Genomic DNA, 25,648 nt, shown 5'->3' with positions numbered 1-25,648 from the left:
ATTTAGATACAGTAGAAACAATAACAATGATAAAAACGAATAAAGTAACACTTGCAGTATTAGCGACTCTTTTCGCAGGCAGCGTGTCTGCCGCATCACTCGACGCGCGCCAAGAGTACAAACATGGCTCAGAAGACTGGGCAAGTCGTATCAAGATGAGCGGTTCTGTCGATAACCACTTCTTCGGCGCTGAAATAAAGCAAAAAGGTAAGCCTTTCTCTGAATGGGAAGCGGCAGACAACGAGTTCGAATACGGTTACAAATTCAAGCTTAACGAGCACTGGTTAATTCAACCAAGTATGCCAGTAACGTTTGGTTCTGATAGCGTAACCTACAAACCGCAAGTACGTGTTCAATACTCTTTCGAATCAGGCCTAAAGGCGAAACTTCGCTACCGTCACGAGTTCCGTGACTACACATCTGACTCTTCAAACGAGAATAAGAACCGCAGTAAAGTTACAGGTAACATCGATTACAACTGGAATGCATGGCAGTTCGGCTTTGAAGCTAACTACGCAGAAGACTTCATTGACAATGAGTGGACTGGCGGCGGTGGTGCTGACAACGAGTGGGATTACAACTTTAAAGTGGGCTACAAAGAGGCTGACTGGAGCTGGCGTCCATACGTTGAGTTAGGTAACGTTCAAGACAGCCGTGACCGTCAATTACGTAGCCGTGTAGGTATTACTTACAGCTTCTAATCGATAGCTATATAGATAATCTAAGATAATTACTGTCCTAATTTTCTAAGACCTAAACAAAAGCCAGCTTAATCGCTGGCTTTTTTTCCTTTAAAATCAGTAAAATAAGAGCCGCGCACTTGCAGCTCTTTTTCCTAGTGACTAATCCGATAGAGAAAGGCAACGGTCACATTATCGTTAGGCACAACTCGCTTCTGCTGAGCCAAAAACAATTCCGCTGTCGAAACGGCATCGGCTAATGCATTGTGGCTGTTGTACTCAGGAAGCCCGTATCTTTCACGAGTGCCTGCTAGAGTCAAATCCACTTCTTCATGATTGCTGATCGCTTTCTCCATGCTCTTTTCGATACACAATGTGTCTAACCAAAGCAGAGGAATCGCTCGTAAACCGTAGCAACGAAGAAGATATTGGCTAATGAACCTCTCTTCTACCATGCAAGCGTGCGCGACAATAATCTTGCCTTTCGCTGCTTCGAAGAACGTCAGCATCGCATCATGAATAGATGCGCCCTCTTCCAGCATCTGTGGTGTGATGTGGTTAATCACCGCAGTTTCAGCGTTAATCTGAGAATCATTGTTCAGGTAGATATGCTTGGCAGAAGCCAAATCGATTCGTCCTTTCACCACATCGACCCATCCCATAGACAAGATAAGATCTTGTTCGCTGTCTAAGCCTGTGGTTTCGAGATCCAACACGATATAGTCGCTGTCTTTGGCCAAGTCCGTCATTTCAGGGCAAGGCTGTTCTACCAGATCATGTAACGCTTCTGGCAGCTTAACCGTACCCAAATATTGCTTACGCTTGCGTTTAATTCGTTCAAGCGGGTGAAAATAGTTTAGCATTCGTTTTAAACATTTATTAGTTGAACATAGCTTCATTAACGTGCTCCGAAACGAATTTTCGCCGCTTCTTGAAGGTCAGCAATGATCCTAAAGGCATCTTTCAAGTGTTTACGCTCAAAGCTACCAAAGCTATCTGGGTTGATGTTGTTGTCAGGCACATCCCCGTTCTTCAGCGCTTCAAGTTGATGGCCAAAACGGAAAGAGAGAATGAACTGGTAAGCACCCAGAATGTTCTTGAATGCATCGTCGCTCAGCATGCCTTTTTCATTGGCAGCAGCGAAACGTTCGTCAGTCGCCGACAAATCGCACTCCACAGCAAGGCCATAAATACGCGCTAAGTCGATAATCAAGTTGATCGCGTACTTCTTCACGTTCAACGTTTTCTTATTCTCACCTGACTTCTCTAGCACTAAGCTATTGAAGATGCCAAGTGGCGGGTTGGTATTGACCGCGTCTTTCACTAGCGTGCTTAAAAACTCACGGTTACCGCGAATATTGCTATGCAGCTCATCGCGCAGAATACCTTCGAACTCACTGTTGCCGTAGATAGTACGAATTTCTAGGAACACACTGATATTAAGCAAGCGTTCGTACTCTGGGTTAGCCACCCACTTCTTGTAGTAGTGCTTCCATACACTGAGTGGCTGACACCATTTTGGCGTCGCAGCCATGAATTTACCTGGACATAATGGGTAGTGACAGCTTGCTAAGCCGTTGGTCACCATCATCGCTAAGTGTTTGAAGTAAATACGGTCACTGTCGGTTGCATCGTCAGCAAGAACAATCGCGCTGTCTTGGTCCGACAACATGTGCACTTCATTACGTGCGTGCGATCCGGCTACGATCCAAGAGAAATCACACGGTGGTGGGCCTAACTTATCAATCGCTATTTGAATCAATCGACGGGTGTAGGCGTCCATAATCATGGTCATTACCTTGCCGACGGTTTCAGGCGCCACTTTACCTTCCACCAGCGCTTCAAAAATTGCTTGTCGCTCTGAGGTGAACGAAGACATGGTTTTCACGCTGCCCGCGTATTTGATTTTCTCGATCAAGAATATCGCTTGAACACGGTGGTTTTGAACCAAATGAGACGTAGTAAGAAGACCAACGACCTTATTCTCTTTCACAACGGGCAAGTTACGGATATTAAATTGCATCATGATAGAGGCCGCATGCAGCACCAGATCATCCGGTTTTACAGTAAGTGGAGAGTGCGTCATTACCTCTGAGATCAGGCTATCAGTACTCACGCCGTGGGCAATCACTCGCTTAGTCATGTCTCGGTCGGTGATCAAACCAACAATGGTTTCACCTTCATAGATCACGGCACACGGTGAGCGTTGATGAAGCATTTCAACCGCAACCGACTGGATGGTTTGCTCAGACTTAACAATTGCCACCTGCCCGCTTGCCACTTCCTCAACTTTACGAATGAACAGGCCTTTCTCTTTATTCGACCAGACCACATCCAGTGCCGACTTCAAGCGAACCTGCGCCTGTGAAGCAAAGTGTTCTGCGCAACTTGGAAAGGCTTTGAAAAGCGTTTGAAGTGCCGAGTGTGGAATCACATAAAGTAAGGTGTTTTCGATTGCGACAGCTCTATAGCCTTTTTCGTCGTTGACTTCAGAATCTAAGAACGTAAAGCCAAACAAATCTTCACTGCCTAGACGGGCACGAAGCACACCGTCCGATTTTCTTTGCTCCATAGATCCTGTTCGAATGATATAGAGCGACTTTTCTTTTCCTGACTCGCATAGATCGACGACATCCCCTTTGGCTAGATAGGTAATCTGAACATTAAAAGCGAGGTCACGAAGCGCTTCTTTAGGGATCTTATCGAAAGGGTCTATCTGACCGATGAACTGAAGAATATTTGGCAATAGAGACTGAGGCATATAATCACACTCGCATTAATTTGATTAGTATTATTATATAACTAACAATGCTGGTTACTAGCGGTTTTAGCAAAACAACGCACATAAGACTAAATATTGGACATCGGTCAAGTTTTCATCAATTTTGGATGTAAAAAAAGCACGTATTAAACGTGCTTTCAATAGATAACTGTCTGTAGTAACAGCAATTTTAGGTTGACTCCACTAGGTATCCAGAGCAACGCTCGATAGAAACGGCTAAGACCTTAGAGTTGAAACCTCACCCAAAACACTAAGCTAGCTTGCTACTGGCAATCTGTGGTTAGTATCTAATAGATGACTTGCAGAAGCTTGGCGTGCTTTATCACTGTTACCCGCCATGATTGCTTCATAAATTTGACGGTGTTCATTAATACACGTACTTCCCTCTTCTGAAGAATGAGAAATAAAGTTAACAAACATTGTCGTTAAGATATTGCCAAATGGAAGGTAAAAGTCATTACCTGTTGCATTGAAGATGAGGCTATGGAATTTCATATCAATATCTAGCCAACTGTCTTGGTTAAACTCTTCAGCACCTGATATTTCTACCATCTGTTGGAAAATGCCCGACAGTTCAATGCGTTGTTCAGCGCTCGCGAACTGAGCAGCCAATGCACATGCTTCTGGTTCAATCGCGCGACGTAAGCCCAAAAACTGATGACAGAATTGGTCTGTATCTGCCAAACCATCCATCCATTCGATCAATTGCGGGTCTAAAAAGTTCCAGAACGCACGGTCAACAACGCGAGTACCGATCTTTGGTCGAGATTCTAGTAGGCCTTTTGAAGTAAGAAGCTTAACCGCTTCTCTTAATGCAGTCCTACTAATTCCAAATTGCTCACACAGAGCCATTTCACCAGGAATAATAGAGCCTTGAGGCAAATTGCCCGACAAAATACCACGTGCGATTTCACGTGCAACTTGCACATGAAGGCTTCGCTTAGAGCCTGAAATCGAATTGAAAGAGCCAGCCATGTGTCTACTTACTTATTAGATATGTATTATTTAACTCGGACTATAGCACTGATTTATATCTGCACCAACTAAGTATAAGAATAACGTGAGGTCACGAATGATATAGGCTAGCGAAGATTTTATGAATATTATAAGTATTTAGTTCATCAAACTAATTAAAAACATTTATTCATACAAATGGTTCTTATTTACACCGTTTTTTGTATGCGCAAACTCACAAAACGACTCTTACTCTCACTATTTATGTCGTTGATGATCAGTTTTGAGATGACTATCCTTGAATACTGCAAGTGTTATTGTATGATTTATTAACGCGAATAATCTACAATATAGGCGACTGTGATGTTTAACGATTTAAAAGGCAAACGCATTCTAATTACTGGCTCTACTGCAGGTATGGGCTTAGCTACAGCACGTATTTTCGCAAAGTATGGTGCAAAAATTGGTATCAATAGTCGTGCTTCTAGCCCAAAAGTTGATGACGTTCTATCTGAACTTACCGCACTGGGTGGCGATGTTGCCTTTTTTCCTGCAAACCTAATGGACACATTAGAGTGCGAAAGGTTAGTCAAAGAGTTCACTGATCATTTTGGTGGCATGGACGTGTTGATTAACAACGCCGGTGGCCTTGGTGGTCGCGCCAATCTAGAAAATATCGATGATGAGTTTTATGAGCGCGTAATGAACCTTAATGTTCGCTCTGCGCTGATGACAACCAAGTTCTCTATCCCGCACTTACGCGCCTCTGCTGCTGAGTCCGGGCAAACATCTTGTGTGATTAGCACGGGTTCGATTGCCGCTCGTGAAGGTGGTGGTGTGGGTGCTGGTGTATATGCCGCATCGAAAGCTTGGTTACACGATATCCATCGGAACTGGGTAAAAGAATTTGCTAAAGACAATATCCGTTTCAACATAGTTTCACCAGGCACTATCGATACCGCATTTCATGACGGCAAAAGCGATGAGCTAAAGTCGACCATTGCTAGCAATATCCCTATGGGTCGCTTTGGCAGTATTGAAGAAGTAGCACCTACTTTTGCTTTCTTTGCCTCACATGCTTGCAGCGGTTACATCACAGGTCAAATCCTAGATGTTAACGGCGGACAAATAACGCCCTAGTTAGCTGGTTTATATAAGCTCACTCAGCGATTTAAGTTCGCCACACTATATAAGGTTAACAGACCCGAGTAGATGAGGGAAAACCTCACACTAAATTCGACGTATACACTGACACTAAACACCAGATTCGTCTGGCTTTTAGTGTTTTCAAAGTTTCAATTTCAGGTGGTTTAAATGTCAATATTTACATTGGTGGAAGATTCAAGCCGCCGAATTCATGTTCAAGTGGCGAGACAAATTGCTCGCAAGATCTTGTCAGGCGAGTTAGAAGAAAATCAAAAGTTACCCAGCGAAATGGAGCTGTGCGAAATCTTTGGAGTGAGCAGAACTGCCCTTCGAGAATCGACTAAGCTACTTTCGGCAAAAGGTTTAATCGAGTCGAAGCCAAAAGTGGGCACTCGTATCAAACCGAGAACACAGTGGCACTTCTTGGACCCGCAATTGCTGTACTGGATCCAAGATTTAGAAGATACTAAACCCTTCTTGTCTCAATTTTTAGGCTTAAGAAAAGCGATTGACCCGGAAGCGTGTGCGCTCGCTGCAACCAATGCAACTGTAGAGCAACGCAAAGAGCTTTCGATTCTTTTCCAGAAAATGACCATCGCAGCAAATAGCTTCGATTATGAAGAGTGGACGACCAACGATCACCTGTTTCACCAAACAATTTTCTTATCGACAGGTAATCAATTTTACATTCCATTCGCGAACATTCTGTCGACTATCTTCAAGCAGTTTATCGACCACTCCGCTGAAGGCGGTCGCTTCTGTTTAGAAGAACACAAAGCGATTTACGACGCAATAATGTCTGGCGATGCCAAGCAAGCTCGAATTGCTTCTCAAGTCCTGCTAGACGATGAGAACCAAAAGCTCTCTAGGGTTGAATTAGCCATCGCATAACCGAGATTAACCAAACTGACTTGTTTTTCAAAGACACAAGTCAGTCTTGTTTTAGCACCCTTTTTTTAACCATCAACTACCGTAGTGTTTTCTTCTTTAAACGCTCTACTCCGCCACCTCAGAGAAAGCTTACGGTTATACACATAAGGTGTTGTTTGTGTCTTCACAATCGTACGTAAGGAAAAATTTCTCTCTCGCCTGGCCCCTCGCCTTAAACGGTATCTTGATGCAGTCGATGTTGATGATCGACACACTGCTTGTCTCTCCTCTTGGTGAAATCCCTTTAGCTGCAATGGGGATTGCGACGACTATCGTTGCCTTTGTACTGGGAATTCAAATGGCGCTGGCAAACGGTACTCAGTTAGTATTAAGCCGCGCAGTGGGCTCTGGCATCGCCGCATCATTATCTAAAGCATTTTGGGCAGGGTTATTTATCAACCTTGGCGTAGCAACACTATTTTGGCTTCTACTTACTTTTTTCGAACAACCCTTGATTCAAGCTTTAACAGATGACGCTTCCCTTCACTTAGAAATCAGCCGCTATCTAGACATCTCGAAATACATCGTTATTTTTACCGCGTTAACGCAGGTGATCATTGCTTTATTTAATGCGCTAGGCAGAACTAAAGTCCCATTCAAAGGTTACTTAATTGAACTGCCTATCAATGCTGTACTCTCATATGTGCTGATTCATGGTTTTTCTAATTTTGAAGGGATTGGAGTACAAGGCGCTGCATTAGGCAGCATTATTGCAATAACGATCCGCTTGCTGTATTTGGTTTTGTGCGTGCATTTAAGCTCAGCGATTTCACTCAAATTAGACGCTCAGCGCTCTGAATTCTTTACCAACGTTCGCCGTCACTTTATCGAAATATTCCCTGTAGCAGCGAACGTGACCATGCTTTTGATTGGCGCAACGATATATCAATTGTTGTATTCGCAACTTAACATCAACGCTTACGTAGCGATTACTTTGGTGATGCCTTGGATCAGGGCTGTCTCTCAATTTATTACCGCTTGGGCTCACTCTTCCGCAATTACTATCAGCCAAGCGATTGGCTCTAAAAAGATGGATGACCTAGTCAAAAACGTCGATACCAGTATTGATATTGCGGTCGTCATTTCTTTTGTGTGTGCAATCTTGTTCGCAGGATTAAGTCTGGTCATTGGTGACATTTACCCGAACTTGGATGAGTCTACCTATCAAGCATTGGCCGTTATCGCCCCACTCTACATCTTCTTGCCGATTGTCCGTGGCTACAACACGGTTCATGGGAATGTACTAAGAGCACTAGGAAAAACGACCGCAGTCTTCAAAATCAACTTTACTGGTCAATGGGTAATTTCAATTCCATTGTGTGCATTGATCATCTTTGGTTTAGATGGCTCTATCTTTTGGGCCTTTGCTATCCAACCATTCGAAGAAGTCGTTAAAGCTTTCCCATTCCGTCATTTGGCTCGAAAGTCTCTTAAAGAGTTTGATGCCGACAAAGCTAAAGAGTTGATGTATGACTAAACTCCGTATCGAGTTGCCGTCCTAAAATCTTCCCACGCGTTCTGAATACAACCTTGTCTTTTGACAAGGTTGTATTGTTTTAGCTGTACCATTCATTGGTAGGCTTCAGCACACCCTCATTGATACCAAGGTCACATTAATACCAAGGTCATCTTAAAACTCATATAAAACAAAAAGACCACTCAACATTCGGTTAAGTGGTCTTCGAAAATATTCCTTAAGGACTGCGTCTAGCTAGCCTATTGGTTATGCTATGTGCTATTTACCGTTCAACTTAAGCGCTGAGAAAGTCACACTGTTGTAATCGCCATTCTTTTTATCGATAGCGAAATCGCCAGTACCGCCACAACCAGGTCCCCATACAGGGTGAGAATCGCTCACGCTACATTGGCCGTATGCGCCCGCTTTGTAGTAAAAATCATCTTCAGCATAACCCGTTGGTGAATCAAGTTCATCGATGCCCTTACTCAGGTCGATTTCATACTTAACGGTATCGTGACGCTCGGTTTCAAACGTTAGGTACATCATGGTGCCTTTCACTTCCACTTTGTAACTAAACTCTTCACCAAGAGCAATACCCGCTTCACCCGGCTCTGCAGGGTTTTCCCACGTGTTACCCCACACTGGATAAGCGATATCGGCACGGTTAGGATCTTTTTTCTCTAGGTTACGTTCATAGTTCCAGAATACTGAACCCATTTCTTGGTCAGGAAACTTCTTATAGAAGATCTTTAGTGGTTCATTACCATGCCCATAACCGGTTCCAGCTTTGATTAGCTCATTATGTTTTTTAGCGTGAATCTGACCAACAACCACCGAGTGAGCTGGGTACTTTTCTGGGAACTTAGCGTTAACTGAGACGTGATTAACTTTTAATGTCGCTTCTAATGTTCCGCCAACAGCACTGTATTCACTAGCCGCTGGGTGACTCGACAGTGCCCACTGGTTTCCTTTATCAGCCGTATCGATAGAGAAATCTGCGCCTCTTGGCATTTGTCGTAATTCAGAACGCGCATTCTTCGAGTTTTTCGTCGTAATCGCTTGGTTTTGCACTTCAAATACAAGGTTGCCGTCTTTATCAAGATGGAAGAAATCACTATGTGAGTAGCTCATCATGGCTACCCCTTCTATTTCATCAACACGACCATCTTCATTAATATCTGAAGGTATGGTTATTTTCCAATTATGCATATCGAATTTATCGGCAGGTACGGGGTAAGAAACACCGTTATTTGCGAAAGTAACCATTGGTACAGTCGCTAATAACGCCACTGCTAATATGTTTTTCTTAAACATGACTCATCCTTTATTGTTAACAGATACCGAGTACACTCTCAGCACAGAGACTACTTTTGAACACGAATTAGTACTAAATATTTTCTCTTCGACTTAAATAAGCCAACCGATAAATAGAATTTACATTTAGCCATTTTGTAACTTTTATTAAACATCTGGCTATGGTTTATATTTATGCCTCTCAACATGCTCCCTATGTTTAAGCCACGATGGTTAAAATCATCATTATTAACATATAGAAACACTTAATATTTGTATTATTTTAACACATGCAAAAAAGTGAGTTTCTAAGGTTTGTGAATATGAGAAGTACGTCATGATTGATTTAATACACAAGCCCTAAATTGAGATGTTCATAACATTTAGCTATATATTTGGGCCATTAGTCAGAACTTTTTGATAGATCTCACAGAAATCTGACTCAATAGTAAATACCATATTTGTCATACATTAATTTAATACCATGTAAGGTATTGGTTTGTGAGCCACGGGTACATTGGATGTATCCAGAATAAAAAAATAATAGTGAGACAAAGGTATGAATTCTGTTACAAAAATTTCTGCAGCTGTTGCATGTACTCTTTTAGCGGGCACAGCTACTGGTGCATCTCTTGATTATCGTTACGAGTATCGTGCTGCGACGGATTATACAAAAACAAATGGCGACACGGCTCACGTAGACGCTCGCCATCAACACCGAGTGAAGCTAGGTGAAAGCTTTAAACTGTCAGATAAGTGGAAGCACTCAACGGGCCTTGAAGTTAAATTCCATACTGACGATTCTTACTACGACGCAGATTCTGGCGAAGTTAAATCAGCGAACAGCCAGAGTTTTTACGGTGGCAATTGGTACATCTATGGTATGGAAATCGATAACACTGCGACATACAAAATAGATAACAATTGGTATCTACAAGTGGGTATGCCTATTGCTTGGGATTGGGATGAGCCTAATTCTAACGATGGTGACTGGAAAATGAAAAAAGTCACTTACAAACCACAATTCCGCGTTGGTTATAATGCGGATATGGGATTAACGACTGCCATTCGTTACCGTCACGAGTATGCTGATTTCCGCAACCACACTCAATTTGGTGACAAAGATTCAGAGACTGGTGAGCGTTTAGAGTCAGCACAGAAATCAAAAGTCACACTAACGGGTTCTTACAAAATTCAATCTCTACCTAAACTTGGCCTTTCTTACGAAGCTAACTATGTAAAATCGCTAGATAACGTACTTCTATATAATAGTGATGACTGGGAATGGGATGCTGGCTTAAAAGTAAACTACAAGTTCGGTTCTTGGAAACCTTTTGCTGAGATTTGGTCTTCTGATATCAGCTCATCTTCTAAAGATCGTGAAGCTAAATACCGCGTTGGTGTTGCTTACTCATTCTAATAATAAAATAGTCAGAATATAAAATAGCCCTCTCCTCTTGTAATTTATTTGGGCATATTTTAATTACTTTATTTTAAATAATAGGATGTTCTAATCAAAATTAGCTTCATCCTAATAAATATTTAACGACTATTCATTATCTATTTCTTATGTGATTTACATATAGATTTAATATCATAAAGAGAATATTTTATGCAAATTTCTAAAGTCGCTACAGCTGTCGCTCTTTCGACAGGTTTATTATTTGGTTGTAACAGTGATGGTTTACCTATTCCAACAGATCCAGGCGGAACAGACCCTGTTGAACCTGTTGAACCTGTTGAAGTTTACTCTATAGAAAACGTCTATTGGGATCTGACAGGTGGTGCTGTTGCTGCACAGTCACTCAGCGGAACTTCACCATATCGCTTTGATAATAATGAGGAAGGTACTCGTGCTCTAAGCATTTACAGTGGAGACGTAGCTAATGGCTTCACTTTTGAGAGTTCAATATATACTGCTGAAGAAGAAGGTGTTGTTTCCTTTGAAGGTAAGGACTGTACTTACACAGTGACTGAACAACAGCTAGATATGACCTGTGAAAAAGATGACGTAGAAACAGCTTACTCAGCAACAGAGATTACAGATGAATCTGTTATAACTGCATTAGAAAATGCCGATGATGGAAAACCTAAATCAGTCGATGATGTGAACGCTGCGATTGCATCAGCAGAAGATGGCGCGACTATTGATTTATCATCTGAAGGTACGTTTGATACCGGTGTTATTGAGCTAAATAAAGCTGTCACAATTGATGGTGCTGGTTTAGCAACCATTACCGGAGATGCTTGTATTGATGTCACTGCACCCGGTGCAGGTATCAAAAACATGACTTTTGCTAACGACAATTTGGCCGGGTGTTTTGGTAGGGAGTCAGCTGGTACTTCAGATAATGAAACTGGTGCGATCGTTATTGGTAAAATTGGTAAAGATTCAGATCCTGTAGCACTTGAAAACCTAAAGTTCGATGCAAACGGCATTACCGAAGATGATCTAGGTACTAAAAAAGCAAGTTGGTTATTCTCTCGAGGTTACTTTACATTAGACAATAGCGAATTTGTCGGTTTAAGTGGCAGTTTCCAAAATAATGCAATTCGTATTAACTGTAGTAGTGACAACGGGCGATTTGGTTCACAAATCACAAATAATACATTCACTATTAACTCTGGTGGTAGTGATGTGGGCGGAATTAAAGTTGGTGATTCTAGCAGTGCCGTCATAAAGAATAGTGATGATAACCTTGGTTGTAATGTCACTATCGAAAGCAATACGTTCAATGGTTACAAAACCCTACTTTCAGCTGACAACGGTAATGATATAAGAAATACAGCCATCTACGCACAACCATCTGCAGTGAACACTGCGGCAGGTAAAGAAAATATCTTGAACTAAGACTAAGAATATCAAAACAGACAAGTTGACTTGCTGTTTGCTTACCTTAGAACCTGACTTATTCAAAGCCATAGCAACTGCTATGGTTTTTTTTATTTTTAAAACACAGAGCTTATGACACGATTAAATTTAACAAACCAAATATCTATTTTATTAACTCTAATTAAAAACCAAAATAACTCTAGTGCTAATTGTCATTCTGTCTTTCTACTGATCTAGCCCTCTCAAAGCCTGTATCGATCATAGATAGACAAAGTCTCTCAGTTCTATACTAATCCTACAAATTATTATTCAGCGTCACCGTACAACTACAATCAGGGCATTTACGGCCTGCAAGTAACTAACGCTAAAGCGCATAACCTTGAGCTGTTAGAGTCGTTTGATCATCGACTTGAGCCCGCCTAGTATTTCATAAAGCATTGGAACCAATAGAATGGCTAACCCTACCCTTCTAATTATGAAAGAGTTAGAGCACTATTTATGGCTGTTGCTAGGAGCCTCACTAAACAACCCAAGAGTGACGGTTTCAAGAACAGTATGGGTAGTCAGCCGAGCTAACGCTTATTAGTAAACCACGCACATAATACGTTCGTGCATTGGCAAAGCCTTGAGAACAAGGTCAAAGTTTTCGAGCTATGGTGATTCCGATAAACATCACGACATTATTTGGGTTTGAATCCGCGACAGGCTAGCCTATTGGTAACTGAGATTAATCATGAGCTAGGTTAATTGTGATCGGCGCTTGGGGGGTAATAGTGACTGATAATGACTAAAGTTAATACTGAATGAGCTTAATGATAATGTCTTAAACTCTGTGCAACTGATAACTACCCCTCTCCTACTCAATTAAATCATACGCTTAAGCCCAACCAACAGCAGGCACAAAAAAGCCTCCAAACCCTAAGGCTGGAGGCTATTGCGATAGCTTTAATATTAAGTGTTATTCGGTTAGATTACTTTTGGTATTGATCGTGCGATACATCTAGCTGGTAGAAAGTCGCTTGTGAGTAATCGTCTAGGTCGCCGCTGATGTTTTGGTTGTAAACACCTGCTTTGAAGTACATGTACTTGCCGCCAACATCGTAACCGCTGTTACTCATATCAACCACTTGTTGTACGTCGTCATGACCTTCACGCATTAGCGTTACGATCAGATCGTGGCCTTTCACTTCGATGCGGTAGCTGAATACCTCACCAAGTGCGATACCATCCTCACCCACTTCTGCTGTCATGCCACCAACAAGTGGGTAGAAGTTCTCTTTAGTACCGTTTTGACCTTCGTGTGCAAAGTAAACCGCACCAGTCGCTTGGTTTGGCAATTTACGGTAGTACAAACGAATTGGCTCATCGTCTTTGTCGTGAATTTGACCAATGATAAAGCGACCTACTTCATTCGCGTTACCCGTTGTGGTTGCATGGTCAATCTTCAATGTTGCTTCCATTACGCCATCAATGCCAGCCGCCGCTTTTAGGTCAGCTTCTGGTGCCGTTGAGAATACCCAGTTGTTCTTGTTAACACCTTGGGTTTTGATCGACTGGTCACCACGACGCATCATTTCACGTAGCTCAGTACGAGCATACTTAGTGTTTGCAGACGTACGCACACCTTTTACGTAAGATTTGAATACCATGCCGCCATCATCAGCAGTGTAGAAGATCTCTGGGTGCTGGTAACCGTTTGCAAGGTTCCACTCAGAAACGTCATCTGGCTTGCCATTTTTGTCATGATCGAATGGTTGAGATAGGTACCAGTGAGTCAAGTCAAAGTTTTCGCTTGGTGCATTACCTGCAAGCGGTGTTTCAGGTAGGTTAGTCGGTGCTGGCATCGCAGTACGTGTTTGGCACTCTACGGTTGTATCACAAGGGTAAACCGCTGGTGCACCAAAGTTACCGGTACGCAAATCTTTGCGCGCTTCTTTAGCGGCTTTTTCTGCTGCTTTCATTTCAGCGATCATTGTTTGCTCAGCGGCAACCACTGCTGGCGTGATGATATGGCTTGTTGGACAAGCGTTAACATTACAGTTAACCGCCGCCAACTCAGTCAAGCTGTTCCAACCGTTTTTAGTGTTACCGTGACCCACGTATCTCACGTAGCGCGCTTGTACTGCTGGCTCAAACTGGAAACGTTCTAAACCAAGCGCTTGGCCTGAGCTTAGTTGATCTTTCAGTACTGTTGTCCAGTTTTCACCGTCAACACTCACTTGAACATCAAACATAGACTGACGCTCATTACCTTTACTGAAAGCGGCCTGAACTGCGTCAAACTCTTGTACAGAGCCGTAGTCTAGCATTGCCCACTCGCCGTCACCCGCTGAAGACCAACGCGTTGTAAGATCTTGGTCAAGAAGAAAATCTGGGCCGTTACCATCGTGGCTGCTTGCAGTAGCTGCAACTGGCATCAGTAGAGCTTCACCCGTTTCTTTGTTGTTCGGAAACTCAACCGTTGGTGTTGTGCTTGTACAACCCACCGCTAGTAGGACAGAAGAGGCAAGTAAGCTTTTTAGAATCGTTTGTTTCATATTAAACCCATTATTATATTACAAAGGCAGCGCTTGTAAGTGAAATCAAAGTCCGCGAACTCCTGTTATTAAGTGATTTATATTTGGATGTTTGCGAGAACATAAAAATCTTACGTAATCTTATAATACAAATAAAACGTTTTATTGAATAAATGAGACTGGGGACACTTTCTGCTTTATCCATATATTAACTGGATCACATTTCTTATTGATAAAATAGAGAGTAGATAAATTTTGGATCAGCATCTCGTCTAAGCGACGATAATTTTTGGTGGCTATTCACCGGGAAGTTGATCTCGTTATTTAAATTAAAGTTACCTAACCCATTACATTTGAGCACAAAAAAAGACCACATTGTTAACAACTGATGTGGTCTTTTAATTACGGTTTTTATTTGTTAAACCAGCGCGAGTGTTAAAGCAGCGCGAGCTTAATAATGGGCCGCTCTCACAGAGCTAAAACTCACATCAAATATCTCACCGGCGTACTCGCTGTCTGGCTTAAATTGTGGGTAGATACCCGCTTTGAAGTAGAAAGCGATGTCGTTAGAGGCCCAATCTTGAGTTAAAGAAACGGTTTTGCCATCTTTATCTTGGTAATCCTCTCCCCAACCGATCGAGTGCGAAACCGTGTTGGTGCCATCTAAATCGTGGGTCGCAAGGTAAATACCATCTTGGTCGGCACGAATCGTATAGCGCCACTCTTCACTTGCCGAATAAGTCCCTAACTCGACACTGAACGGGTCACAATGATTACAGTCTTGGTTGTTGCGCTCAAAATCAGAGTTCAGTATCACTCTTACTGGCTTACCCTCACCTTCCCAAAGCAATTTGACCAATGCTTGATTGATCTTCCAGCCATGGATCTGACCGAGCACTACTTTTGGGTCTTGGCCGTTGATGTTCGGGTAATCTTCAATTCGCAAGCTTGCCGTTAACTCGTGACTGGTTGTGTTGGTTCTGGTGTCGTCCAAATACCAACTGGTATCTTCATCACTGGTGCTGCAATCTGGCTGGTCGTTGCTCTGGTACAGCTCTCTTAATTCGGAGCGGATGTAGTTAGAATTCACTGTCGAGGTGCCATTGCCCATATCGGCTCTAAAGTGCATTCTTCCTTGATCGGTATCGAAATAGGAAAGGCCGATACTGCTGTCGTATACATCACTGTCGTGTGAGAGTAGATCTTTACTCGATTCGCAGCGCGCAGGCTCTAACTCAGCTGCACTAGTGCCGCCACTGCCATACCAAGTATCTTTGCTGGCAGGAATCGTTAACTTCCAGTCATTGATATCCCAGTCGTTAGCGCCATCCATTTGAGTCGTCGTATACCTCAACGCCTGAAAGTAAGCGGTCGCTTCACCATTTTCAAACTGGTTGTAGATCCCGGCTTTGAAGTAACTCAATAGGTGCTGCCAATAGGCGATATCTTGAGCTACTTTGACTTCATCATTCACTTTTATTGACAGTGTATTTTCATAAACGCTCAAATCAAACTTCGTAAAGCTATCAAGATCGGCTTCGCCTAAATCGTAACGATTATAAGAGGTGTTGTAACAGTCTGAAGAGTCGTCAGCGCTACTACAATCAATAGCATTGTTCTTCATTACTGCCCAATAGTGGCCCGTAATACCGTTTCGCTCTTGCTCCCAAACGACACGCAACAGTGGATGAGGGATGTAGCCTGTGCCGCTCTCATCGGTGCCTTTATTGTGTATCTGTAGCAGCGTCACTTCATCATGATCGGCAGGAGAGCTAGCCATTGCATGCTCAATGTCGGGCAAGCTGATCTCGGCATACAGGCTTCGCCTTACACCCGCTTCGTTGATATCAAAATTTTCACCTTCACGGACTTCTGAGCGCATCTTATAGTTTGCCATCTTGAAAACGAGATTCTCGCTCTCTTCATCTGCGTAAAAGTATTCACTGATGTAGCCATCGAAGTTGCCATCTTTCACTTCAGAGGTTTTGTTGCCTTCTTCTCCGTTAGGATCAGACACCTGAAGATCGGAACTAGAGAGAATAGTTTGATACTTAGCAATCGTATAAGGGGCGACCACGCCATAAGGAGTGTCTGGGTCTTCATTGCCAGGAGGGGTGCTACCGTCACTTGAACTGCTGCCACCGCAGCCATACGTAAGCGACGCCAGCGCAGCGATAAAGATTGGCTTATTCACATTTAACTCACTTATCCATAAGGGGAGAGTGATAATGCACATTTGTACTATTTTATGTCAATTGTCTATTTATCAGAATGTGAGATGCGGCAAATGAAGTAAAACAATCGGCAATCAGGTAAAATATGAACCTAAATGCAATGCAAAAAGGCCACTCTAAACTCGAACGTTATTGAGTGGCCCTAGATTCAATTTAATTTCAAATAACTGATTTTATTATACTTTAAAACTATTCATCAACTCACTGACACTGCCATTGAGAGTTTTGATTTCCGCCGATTCAGTTAATTGATCTTGGCTTAACTTGTTCAGCGCCTCCACGAAACTTTCAATGGTATGCATGTTGGTCGCAATGCTCTGGATCAGGGCGTTTTGCTCGACCGAAGAGCCTGAAATGTCATTATTTAACTGACTCACGGTTTCCATCTTCTCGGTAAGTTTCGCCAACATGCTGACCGCTTGAACAACTTGGGCACGCGTCATTTCACAGTTACTTTTGGTCAACTCAATCGATTTAACCAAACCATCTGATTTAGACTGCAAGCCAGACAGCGCTTCATCAATTTCAGAAGTACTGATTTGAGTTCGGTTGGCTAACGCACGGACTTCATCAGCAACCACCGCGAAACCTCGGCCATGCTCACCCGCTCTCGCCGCTTCAATTGACGCATTCAATGCCAGCAAATTAGTTTGTTCCGCAATTCCTCCAATCACAGACACGATAGACTGGATGCTCTGCGTTTCATTCGCCATTGAGCGAATATCATCAGAGGTGGTGCAGACTTGCTTCTCAAGATCACTGATATAGGTTTCCGTCACGGTGTTAATTTGTTTCGTCTCATCACTGAACACAGCGGCCTCTCTTGCTGCTTCTGCCGCCGACTGAGAACTCTTCTCGACTTCGTTTGATGCTTCAGATAAGCCGTTAATTGCAGAGACCACTTGAACCGTTTCATCAGTGTGAACTTTCAATACATCGCTGGTTTCTTTACAACCTTCACGAATACTCAGTACCTTAGTATCGAGATCCGAGTTCTTAAATTTGACGTCCTTAACCATCTCTTGCAGACCAATGATGAACAAGTTGATGTCTTTGGCGATATGCCCTAAGTCATCATTCCCCTTCTCAACAAGCCTTTGAGTCAGGTCTCCGTTACCTTGAGATAGATCGTGGACGATTTTTCTCAGTGACACGATTGGGCGGTAGAAGCGATTCAGCAGTAAAATCATCAATATCACCGAGCCAAGCACACATGCCACGATAAGGATACGCGCACTCGACATCACGCCATTCAACTGATTGAGCGCGAGTTCAGGATCGATACTAGATATCATGTACCATTCTTTCTGGCTGCCAATATCCACTTTCTTGGCCATCAAAATTCTCTGGTTGCCATCAATCACACCCTCAATGAATTGGTCAGGCTGTTCAATGGCACTATTGAGTCTCATCTGAGTATCTGCAGAAGATATATTGCTTTGCGGAAGTACGTTTTCGACTGTTGAAGCGACCACCATCCCTTTCTCGTCGATAATAATGCCTTTGGCTTCGTAGATACTGTCCAGCTGTTTAAGCTGAGTTTCCAAATCATCAAATCGAATGTCTGCCATGATGACGCGATCTTGATAGGTGTAAGTCACACCAATCATAGGTACTTGAGTACTCTTGGTGAAAAACAGATCACTAAAAGATAAACCTGATTTCAATTTCGCTTGTTGATACCAAGGTCGAACGGTTGGATTGTATTTTTCTTTTATCCCTACACCGTTAGGAAAAGACTCTGAAGGGCGAGAGGTATAAGAACGGCCGTCGTCAAAACCCACCACAATCTTGTCAATGCCACCCAGCTTTGCAGCATAATGCATGAGTGCTTCATTCGGCACTTGGTATGGGGATTTTATGAACTCTTGTGCAACAGAGTTAACGGTATCGATGGTGCGCTGAACGGTATTTTCTATTTGATTAATTTCTATCGTTAACGAGTGATCAATCTCGTTATAAATCGTTTGGTTTACTTGATCAGTCGCCAAGTTAAGCGTGAACCAGTTCGTAAATGCCAAGGCACTGGAACTGACGATCGCCACCATTAAAATCAATTTTCCTTTAAACCCTAGAGACAATTTTGAATTCATAAAACTCATAATCCATATCAACCTATGTCTATTATTTTTATCCGAATGAAATGGTCATTTTTTAGATATTCGAAGATACGGGAAGCAAAACTTGTTCATGCCGTTCCATCGTCACAACCATCAATTTAACTAATATTGTATGTTTAATTTACTGCACTTTCTGTGAGCAATCTTGACATATCAAAACTGGTTAAAATCACCCTGTGACATAGGTATCATTTATGAGTTTGAACTTTTAACATGATTAGAAAGGAATAATTAACCAATTAAAAATGATCAACTTTCAGATGATTACCTCACAACTTCGCCGATAATGCCTCCACTCAAATTATTCATATCACTTTCGGTCACCTGACTAGGAAAGTGAGCCTTAGGTCACATTTTCACTAACCAACCATTCACTCAAGGCATTCAATCTTAAAATTTATTTGTAATACAATAAGCCTTAAGTTATGGTGTATTTGAATCATAACTTAAGTTCTTTCTGGATGCTTTTGTTCAGTTCAAAGTGATAATTGAAGCAGCCGCTTTAAGGTCATTGAACTCGTTTAACGTAGAAACTGTCGGGGGATCTCGTTATTCGTTTTTTCACTTTCTATTGATCATTTGTTTTTCCAGACGGCTCGTCCGAACATGCCCATACAGTCACCAGCTGTGTGGGTTTTTTTTACTTTCTTTTCAGACCCGATATACGAGCGGTGTTAAGCCATCGCCAACAATCAGTTAAGTGCACTGGTTTAAGCTTGCGAGGAAAAGTGAGTGAGTTGGTGCTAGAAGGCTTTGAATTTACAAATAGATATAGATATAGATATAGATATAGATATAGATATAGAAACAAAAATAGGAATTGAGGCAGTAACAAAGTTGAACAGAGTTTTGAGTAGGTGTAGCTGAGGAAGTAGAAGAGTTTAACGAGGGAACAAAGGGTTGGGTATGGCAGATAAAAACGAACCTCGCTGAGGTATCGCCGCCTAAAAAGACAGGCAATACCCTAGCGAGGTCGTACGTCGATTACTTCTCTAGTTTAGCGAAGTAGTCGAAGATTACTGGTACGTCGTTGTTACCCATTCCTGCGTCAACAGCAGCTTGTAGGCTAGTTGCAGTACCTTGAGCAATTAGAGACTCAGTACCTAGCTCTTCACAAAGAGCAAGGAAGTAACCAAGATCTTTGTTAGCGTTAGCAACAGAGAAACCTAGCTTCTCTTCGCCGTCTACTGCGTAGAACTTACAGAATTGCATGAATGGTGAGTTAGATGGACCTGCAGACATGATGTCAAACAGTTGTTGGCCATCAACACCAGCGCGTTGAGCAACAGCGAAAGCTTGAGACATAGTCGCAACAGTCGTCATACCCATGAAGTTGTTTACAAGCTTAGTAACGTGACCAGAACCTAGAGCACCTAGGTGGAATACGTTTTCGCCTTGCTCTTCAAGAACAGGTTTAACTTTGTTGAAAGTTTCCATGTCGCCAGCAGCCATGATGTTCAGAAGACCATCTTTAGCGTGTGCAGGAGTACGGCCTAGAGGTGCGTCGATCATGCCCGCGCCTTTTTCAGCTAGAGCTGCGCCGATTTTCTTAGTAGAAGCAGGGATAGAAGTACCGAAGTCTACTAATACTGCGCCTTCTTTGATGCCAGCTAGAACGCCGTCTTCGCCGTAAACGATTTTTTCAACAACAGCTGAAGTTGTAAGACAAAACTGAACGATGTCACTTGCAGCAGCTAGTTCTTTAGCAGAAGTGAATGCAGTCGCATTGCCGCGATCTGTAACGCGAGCAACAGCTTCAGCGCTTAGATCCATTACGTTTACGTGGTAGCCGCGCTTTTGTAGGTTTTCAACCATGTTGCCGCCCATAAGACCTAGGCCAATGAAACCGATTACAGGTTTAGTCATGTTCAAACTCCAAATATAGTATTGTATGATTATATGGTCATTATAATAACGACGTCTTTTCCGTTACGCAATAGTTTTAGGGTAATCCTTCAATGCTTAGACGCAAGTTGTGACGGGGATTCACTTTACGAGAAAATATGGTCACGCTTTGTACTTACAAGAGCGATATCCCAATCAAAAAATAACCTATTGATGAAATAATGCACTCTAAATGTCATACGATTAATGAGAATAAGCCACTCCAATAACGATTATTAACCTGCCGTCCCTTTTTTCAGACAAGATTAAGGCTGCCCACTGTCAGTAGTTGACAAATTATTGGAAGACAGTCACTGCCCTAGCCTTAGTAAGGTTTACTGAACACGGGTTTTAAACCAAGTTTTGTCGCCACTTACTAAGCCTGGCACTCTTGCTACTTAGCCTCTAACTAACCAACGCAACCTCTTCCCACCTCGTAGGCTACTGCCTGTTCTGTGCAAACAAAAAAACTCCGAGCTTTCACTCGGAGTTTTTAGTATCTAGCTTCTGTTGCTTCAGCGAATTACAGTTCGATTGAAACCGTTTCACCATCAACATTTAGCATTAGCGTGTTGCCTTCAAGCTTGTGAGACACTTCAACTTGCTCGCCTTCGTTCTTATTAGGAACAAGAAGCGTAAGGATGTTGTGCTCTTTTGATGGCTTGAATTCCACTTCAACGTGACGGTGGATTTCAAGATCTTTGAACTCGTATGGGTCAACTTCGCCAAAACCTTCAACGTTCTTAACTGACGTGATGTTATCAGCAGACTCGTTGATGAAGTTTACATCTAGGTGCGCAACTTCGCCACGGATAGTGAAAGACTTGTCTGCCACGTCGTTTGCGAAAGTTGTGTGCATTAGCCAAGTCATGTCTTTCTCTTCAGAAAGCGTTGCCTTGTCTTGCATTACGAATACTTTACCTTGAACAAACCAGACCTTACGTTTGTAAGATTCAATTTCAGGAACGAAGTACTTGTAAGATGCCGTTGCATCACCCTCAACCATCTTCACATCAGATTCAGTGTCGAAATCAGAGATGTTGCCGCCCGCTTCGATACAGAAGCGATCTTGGTGGTTTTCGTAGCCCGTGTTCTTGTTCTCGCCGTACTGACCTTTACCGCCAAATAGTGGAAGGTTCTTAGAGAACGTTTGACGACGCCATTTAGTGTGCATATCAACACCGAAACCACCGTAGTAGCCAGTGATTGACGCTAGCGTTTCACCGAATGCATGCAACGTGAATGCGTTTTGGTCACCGTGAGAGTGGCTGATTGAGCCAAACGGAGAACATTTGAATACCATGTGAATATGGTTATCACGCTCAGTCATCTTGTTGTGGAATGCAGCCCAACCCGTGATTGGGAATACTTTCAACAGTGGGTCATTCGATGGTGCTTTCTCTTCAGGTGCATCCCAAAGGAAGTTAAAGCGAAGATCATCGTAACCGAAGTCCCACCAACCGAAGTTGTAGAATTTGGTGTGTGCTTCAGTATCACGGCCTTTCAGTTGGTTGTAGTACCAAACATACTCAGGCTTCTGGTTAACACCTGCGTAATGCTTGATGTTGTAAGCCAGTTTTAGACCTGGGAAATCACCGATTGAAGACTGGTCACAGAAGCTCGCGCGCTTAGAGTGAACAGGCATGCAGTAAAGCGGGAAATCACCTGTGTTTTCGTAGAATGTTTTGTTGAACATGTCTACGCCACAGTATGCTTTCAATAGGTCGAATGCTTCGCCTAGGAATGCAGTTTGCGTGTTCCAGTAGTCAGGACCTTCAGCCCAACCGCCGTCTACACCGCCCCATGGTGGGTAGTGTACTGCGTAGTATTCTAGTGCGTATGCAATGTACTCGCCTGCTTTCGGGTGATCGTGGTAAAGCGCGATACACGTTGGGATGATAGCAGAAGAGATAGAACGAACACCGTGGCTGTTCAGTGGGTTGTTCAATAGATCAACCGTCACTTTCAGGTGGTGCATGATTTCGTCTAGACGCTCAATCAAAGCATCTTGAACTTGCTGACGTTCTTCATCTGTGAAGTAGCCGTGTAGCCAGTCGTAACCCCAAGCCATAGCCGCGATAACACGGAAAGCCGCTTCATCGTTATAGCCACGAGAAGTCACGCCTTCTGGATCGTACGTAGACAGTTTTAGAGTCCAAGCTTTTGCTTTAGCAATTAGCGCTTCGTCTTCTTTCACAACACCAGCAATTGCTAGGTTACGTGTCGCGTTTAGTGCCATTTGGCAATCAACGTACATTTGACGCCAGTAAGGACGCCATAGAGAAGCTTTGCCTACCGTGTCAGCTGGGTACGCTTGAGGCTCTTCGAAAGGAGCAGTCTCAAGGAACTTAACTGTCGAGTTATTGTAGAAATCATCAAACATGCAGTGAGCTTCATCAGCTTTCACTTTCGCTTTGAATTCTTCTAACTGATCTGCTTGAACAAGAAGACGTGGACGTGCTTCGCTCAAGTTGTCTAGGAATGATAGGTCGAAGTCACGTTTCTGTACTTCGATAGGGAGTAGGTCTACAAGATTACCTGCTGAAGTATCATTCTCCAGCTTCATCTTCCTGATTGCATCAAGAGATTTTTGGTCGCTCATTCTAACTCACTTATTTTTCAAGTTGATTGAAAGGAATTAGCAATAATATACGTCTTATTGTAGGACAATTAAATCTATTTCGGTTCGATTGAACCATTTTGTACAGTTTTCGTGATTTAGGTCAGATATCTTCCACCTGACCGTTTTTCCGTTTCGCAGAGCAAAAAAAATGCGACGCCCTTTCGAGTCGTCGCATTCTATTATAATCGTTTTCTATGTATTAGCTTTCAGTTACTGCTTTCGCTTGCTTGCCGCCGTCATCGACCGCTTTAACCAATAGCACACCAACACCACCAACAATCACACCACAAAGTATGAAGACTAGACGTCCCCACATTGGGTTAGTGAGTAGAGCCATTAGCATGATACCGACACCCGCTACCGCAATCAGTTTACCAAGCATTTCACGCTGTTTGTTATCCAGTACTTTCTGTTCTGCTGACTCCGCAACTAATGGAGTAGACAGGTTACCGAAGAACTTATCAACGTCTGCTTGACGCTTCTCAGTTAATGGCTTGTAGAACAGAGTTGATAGGATGAAGAAACCACCTGTCAGCGTAATGTGAGCAATCAGACCGATAGCAACCTTAACATCAGACCATTCACGGCTTGTTAGCTCTTCTAGACCGAAGATTGAAGACACCATTTCAGCGTTAACAACGAAACCCACGTAGTAAGAAACAAAACCACCAACCACTAGCGTACCCCAACCAGCCCAGTCCGGAGTCTTCTTAATAAAGAAGCCAAGGAATGCAGGAATTGTCATTGGGAAGCCGATCAGTGCGCCTACATACATCATGGTATCGAACAGGCTCAAACCTTTAAGCGAGTTGATGAACTGTGCAATAAGGATGATAGCAATACCAAACACGGCAGAAGTAATCTTAGAAACCGTTACTAGTTCTTTTTCGCTAGCCGTACCTTTACGAACGATTGGTTCATAGAAGTTCTTAACAAAGATACCCGAGTTACGGTTTAGACCAGAATCCATTGAAGACATTGTCGCTGCAAACATCGCCGCAACTAGAAGGCCAACCATACCTGCTGGCATGTACTCTTGTACGAAGTATAGGTAGGCAAAGTCACCCGCTTTCTTACCTGCTTCTGGGTAAGCTGCTGCTAGGTCGACACCTTGACCTGCAATGTACCAAGAAGGCATGAACCAGATAAATACACCACAAAGCATTAGCACACACGCTAGTAGCGCTGCTTTCTTCGCGTTCTTTGAGTCTTTAGCCGCTAGGTAACGGTAAGAGTTAAGCATGTTGTTAGTAATAGAGAACTGCTTCACGAAGATGAAGAATGCCCAAATGCTGAAGATGCTTAAGTAGTTAATGTTGTTACCAGAAAGGAAAGAACCGCCTTCCGCTACAGGGAAGTTATTCACGATTTCACCAACACCGCCACCTTGAACAACAGCAACAACAGCACATGTCACGGTTACTGCCATGATGATAACCATCTGCATAAAGTCAGATGCAATTACCGCCCATGAACCACCCGTTACAGACATTGCCAATACAACCAAACCGGTAATCCAGATAGTTGCTGTCATGTCGAAACCGAAGATACCAGAAGCGATGATTGCTAGTGCGTTTAACCATACACCGGCAGAAACAACACTGTTTGGCATTGAAGACCAAGTGAACACTTGTTCGTTAGTCGCACCGAAACGCATACGAATTGCTTCGATTACCGTTACTACACGTAGTTGACGGAACTTTGGAGCAAAATATGCGAAGTTCATGAAGTAACCAAATGCGTTGGCTACGAAGATGACCGCTACTGCAAAACCATCGTTATACGCTTTACCTGCCGCACCGGTGAATGTCCATGCACTAAACTGGGTCATAAAGGCGGTTGCACCAACCATCCACCACAACATGTTACCGCCCCCGCGGAAGTAGTCACTGGTGGTACTTGTAAATGTTCTAAACATCCAACCTATCGCAATCAAGAATAGGAAATAAATGCCGACAATAATCGTGTTGAGTTCCATCGTGTATCCTTTGTCCGTTGTATTTTGTTACGATGACTATAGGAAATCTCAAACTTTATTTGTAGTACAATAATCTAAATAAGTGATGGCGATCTTATTTTGATTGATTAAGTTAATTATATATATGACATAGGATGGAATATGGCCAATCCATCAAGGCAATTACTGGTGTTTGAGGTAAAAACTCAAAAAACAAGGCCAAAGAACATCACACCC

Annotated in this window: 16 protein-coding genes; 6 read left to right on the top strand and 10 right to left on the bottom strand. The window is 42.9% G+C overall.

The window, feature by feature from the left end:
• Positions 1-26: 26 nt before the first annotated feature.
• A complete protein-coding gene (locus AB4133_RS11810; RefSeq protein WP_017061464.1) occupies positions 27-701 on the top strand; it encodes an oligogalacturonate-specific porin KdgM family protein in 675 nt (224 codons plus the stop codon).
• Positions 702-835: 134 nt separating this feature from the next.
• Here the strand turns inward: AB4133_RS11810 and AB4133_RS11805 are convergent, their stop codons facing one another.
• The 3 genes from AB4133_RS11805 to AB4133_RS11795 all read right to left on the bottom strand — a co-directional run bounded on the left by AB4133_RS11805 (position 836) and on the right by AB4133_RS11795 (position 4,437).
• Positions 836-1,579, bottom strand: coding sequence for a 3'-5' exonuclease (locus AB4133_RS11805; protein WP_372224541.1), 744 nt, complete (start codon positions 1,577-1,579; stop codon positions 836-838).
• On the bottom strand, positions 1,579-3,441 hold the full coding sequence (locus AB4133_RS11800; protein ID WP_017061466.1) for a DUF294 nucleotidyltransferase-like domain-containing protein: 1,863 nt from the start codon (positions 3,439-3,441) through the stop codon (positions 1,579-1,581). The genes AB4133_RS11805 and AB4133_RS11800 overlap by 1 nt, the downstream gene beginning before the upstream one ends.
• Positions 3,442-3,717: 276 nt before the next feature.
• Positions 3,718-4,437, bottom strand: coding sequence for a FadR/GntR family transcriptional regulator (locus AB4133_RS11795; RefSeq protein WP_010438385.1), 720 nt, complete (start codon positions 4,435-4,437; stop codon positions 3,718-3,720).
• Positions 4,438-4,779: 342 nt separating this feature from the next.
• Between AB4133_RS11795 and AB4133_RS11790 the strand changes: the two genes are divergently transcribed.
• The 3 genes from AB4133_RS11790 to AB4133_RS11780 all read left to right on the top strand — a co-directional run bounded on the left by AB4133_RS11790 (position 4,780) and on the right by AB4133_RS11780 (position 7,969).
• A complete protein-coding gene (locus AB4133_RS11790; protein ID WP_065584137.1) occupies positions 4,780-5,556 on the top strand; it encodes an SDR family NAD(P)-dependent oxidoreductase in 777 nt (258 codons plus the stop codon).
• Positions 5,557-5,730: 174 nt separating this feature from the next.
• Positions 5,731-6,453, top strand: coding sequence for a FadR/GntR family transcriptional regulator (locus AB4133_RS11785; protein ID WP_017063624.1), 723 nt, complete (start codon positions 5,731-5,733; stop codon positions 6,451-6,453).
• A 148-nt stretch (positions 6,454-6,601) separates the two neighbouring features.
• The gene (locus AB4133_RS11780) at positions 6,602-7,969 is read left to right on the top strand and encodes an MATE family efflux transporter (RefSeq protein WP_080582237.1); all 1,368 of its coding nucleotides are present in this window, start codon (positions 6,602-6,604) and stop codon (positions 7,967-7,969) included.
• Positions 7,970-8,227: 258 nt separating this feature from the next.
• Here AB4133_RS11780 and AB4133_RS11775 read toward each other — a convergent pair whose 3' ends face one another.
• Complete coding sequence (locus AB4133_RS11775) at positions 8,228-9,265, bottom strand: polysaccharide lyase family 7 protein (protein WP_017063622.1); 1,038 nt, start codon at positions 9,263-9,265, stop codon at positions 8,228-8,230.
• Positions 9,266-9,803: 538 nt separating this feature from the next.
• Between AB4133_RS11775 and AB4133_RS11770 the strand changes: the two genes are divergently transcribed.
• Entirely contained in the window at positions 9,804-10,664 is an 861-nt protein-coding gene (locus AB4133_RS11770) for an oligogalacturonate-specific porin KdgM family protein (protein ID WP_017061471.1), read from the top strand.
• A gap of 192 nt (positions 10,665-10,856) precedes the next feature.
• A complete protein-coding gene (locus AB4133_RS11765) occupies positions 10,857-12,095 on the top strand; it encodes a hypothetical protein (RefSeq protein ID WP_017061472.1) in 1,239 nt (412 codons plus the stop codon).
• A gap of 953 nt (positions 12,096-13,048) precedes the next feature.
• Here AB4133_RS11765 and AB4133_RS11760 read toward each other — a convergent pair.
• From AB4133_RS11760 to AB4133_RS11735, 6 genes are all read right to left on the bottom strand, one after another.
• Positions 13,049-14,614 carry a polysaccharide lyase family 7 protein gene (locus AB4133_RS11760; RefSeq protein WP_017061473.1) on the bottom strand — a complete coding sequence of 522 codons (1,566 nt, stop codon included), beginning with the start codon at positions 14,612-14,614 and terminating at the stop codon, positions 13,049-13,051.
• A gap of 430 nt (positions 14,615-15,044) precedes the next feature.
• Positions 15,045-16,787, bottom strand: a complete 1,743-nt coding sequence (locus tag AB4133_RS11755) for a polysaccharide lyase family 7 protein (protein ID WP_372224537.1) — start codon at positions 16,785-16,787, stop codon at positions 15,045-15,047.
• Between the two features lie 216 nt (positions 16,788-17,003).
• A complete protein-coding gene (locus AB4133_RS11750; RefSeq protein ID WP_372224555.1) occupies positions 17,004-18,875 on the bottom strand; it encodes a methyl-accepting chemotaxis protein in 1,872 nt (623 codons plus the stop codon).
• A gap of 1,056 nt (positions 18,876-19,931) precedes the next feature.
• On the bottom strand, positions 19,932-20,813 hold the full coding sequence (locus AB4133_RS11745; RefSeq protein WP_004733521.1) for an NAD(P)-dependent oxidoreductase: 882 nt from the start codon (positions 20,811-20,813) through the stop codon (positions 19,932-19,934).
• A gap of 541 nt (positions 20,814-21,354) precedes the next feature.
• Positions 21,355-23,433: a DUF4962 domain-containing protein gene (locus AB4133_RS11740; protein ID WP_017061476.1), complete on the bottom strand. Its 2,079-nt coding sequence runs from the start codon at positions 23,431-23,433 to the stop codon at positions 21,355-21,357.
• 220 nt (positions 23,434-23,653) lie between these two features.
• Positions 23,654-25,432 carry a sodium:solute symporter family transporter gene (locus AB4133_RS11735; protein WP_017061477.1) on the bottom strand — a complete coding sequence of 593 codons (1,779 nt, stop codon included), beginning with the start codon at positions 25,430-25,432 and terminating at the stop codon, positions 23,654-23,656.
• Positions 25,433-25,648 lie beyond the last annotated feature (216 nt).

It is taken from the genome of Vibrio sp. 10N.286.52.F8, assembly GCF_041468745.1.
Lineage (GTDB): Bacteria > Pseudomonadota > Gammaproteobacteria > Enterobacterales > Vibrionaceae > Vibrio > Vibrio crassostreae_C.
The sequence above is the reverse complement of the archived record's forward strand: the minus strand, read 5'-3'. Positions and strand labels throughout refer to the sequence as shown.